Source organism: Vibrio sp. 2132-1, assembly GCF_033344315.1.
This window is the reverse complement of sequence record NZ_JAWPON010000677.1, coordinates 1-563: the sequence shown is the minus strand read 5'-3', so window position 1 is coordinate 563 and position 563 is coordinate 1. Positions and strand designations below refer to the sequence as shown.

The 563-nt window shown below is 45.6% G+C and carries 1 protein-coding gene and 1 pseudogene; both read right to left on the bottom strand.

All coding sequences use genetic code 11. The annotated features are described in order from the left end of the window. A pseudogene (locus tag R8N47_RS27345) lies at positions 1 to 174 on the bottom strand (MSHA biogenesis protein MshK); the annotation flags it as partial. Further along, a partial coding sequence (gene pilO, locus R8N47_RS27340; RefSeq protein ID WP_318186381.1) for a type 4a pilus biogenesis protein PilO occupies positions 167 to 563 on the bottom strand: 397 nt, incomplete at its 5' end. The pseudogene R8N47_RS27345 and the gene pilO, both read right to left, overlap by 8 nt.

Sequence of the window (563 nt, the reverse complement as noted above, 5' to 3'; positions counted from 1 at the left end):
ATTCGGCTTACAGACAATGCTGTTCAGTGTCGGCACGCGGTATTGTTTCGCTTTGGGCTTGGCAGGCACCTCTGCTGGTTTTTGCCAACCAAGTGGTGCAGTTGGATCCTGATTTGCCAAGACTGAACCAGACAAGGCGAGAGCCGCGATTGAGATAATGAGTTTTTTAACCACCGATAAACTCCTCTCGAGAACCTAATGTGTACACTTCAAGCACTAACTTCGCTTTTGGATATTCTTCTACTTTGTAACTGAAGCTACGCCAAAAATAGCTGGCAGGTAAGCTCTCTAACTTGTTTAAGTAGTTGGCGATAGAAAAGTAGTCACCAGTTAGCTCCATACGCACAGGGTGTACGTAGTAGCCAGAGTATTGTGATGCTTCTTTATCTTCTGTGATCGGCTCAGATGGCAGAGTCTGCAATGACACCAAGTGAATGCCACTTTGCTGCTCTAATACGCTCTCTAATACGCCCGCCATTTGTGAAGGCGTTACCAAGTGTTCAATAATTTGCGACAACTGCATCGAAAGATGCTGACTTTCCGTCAACAGGTTGGAAATTTCC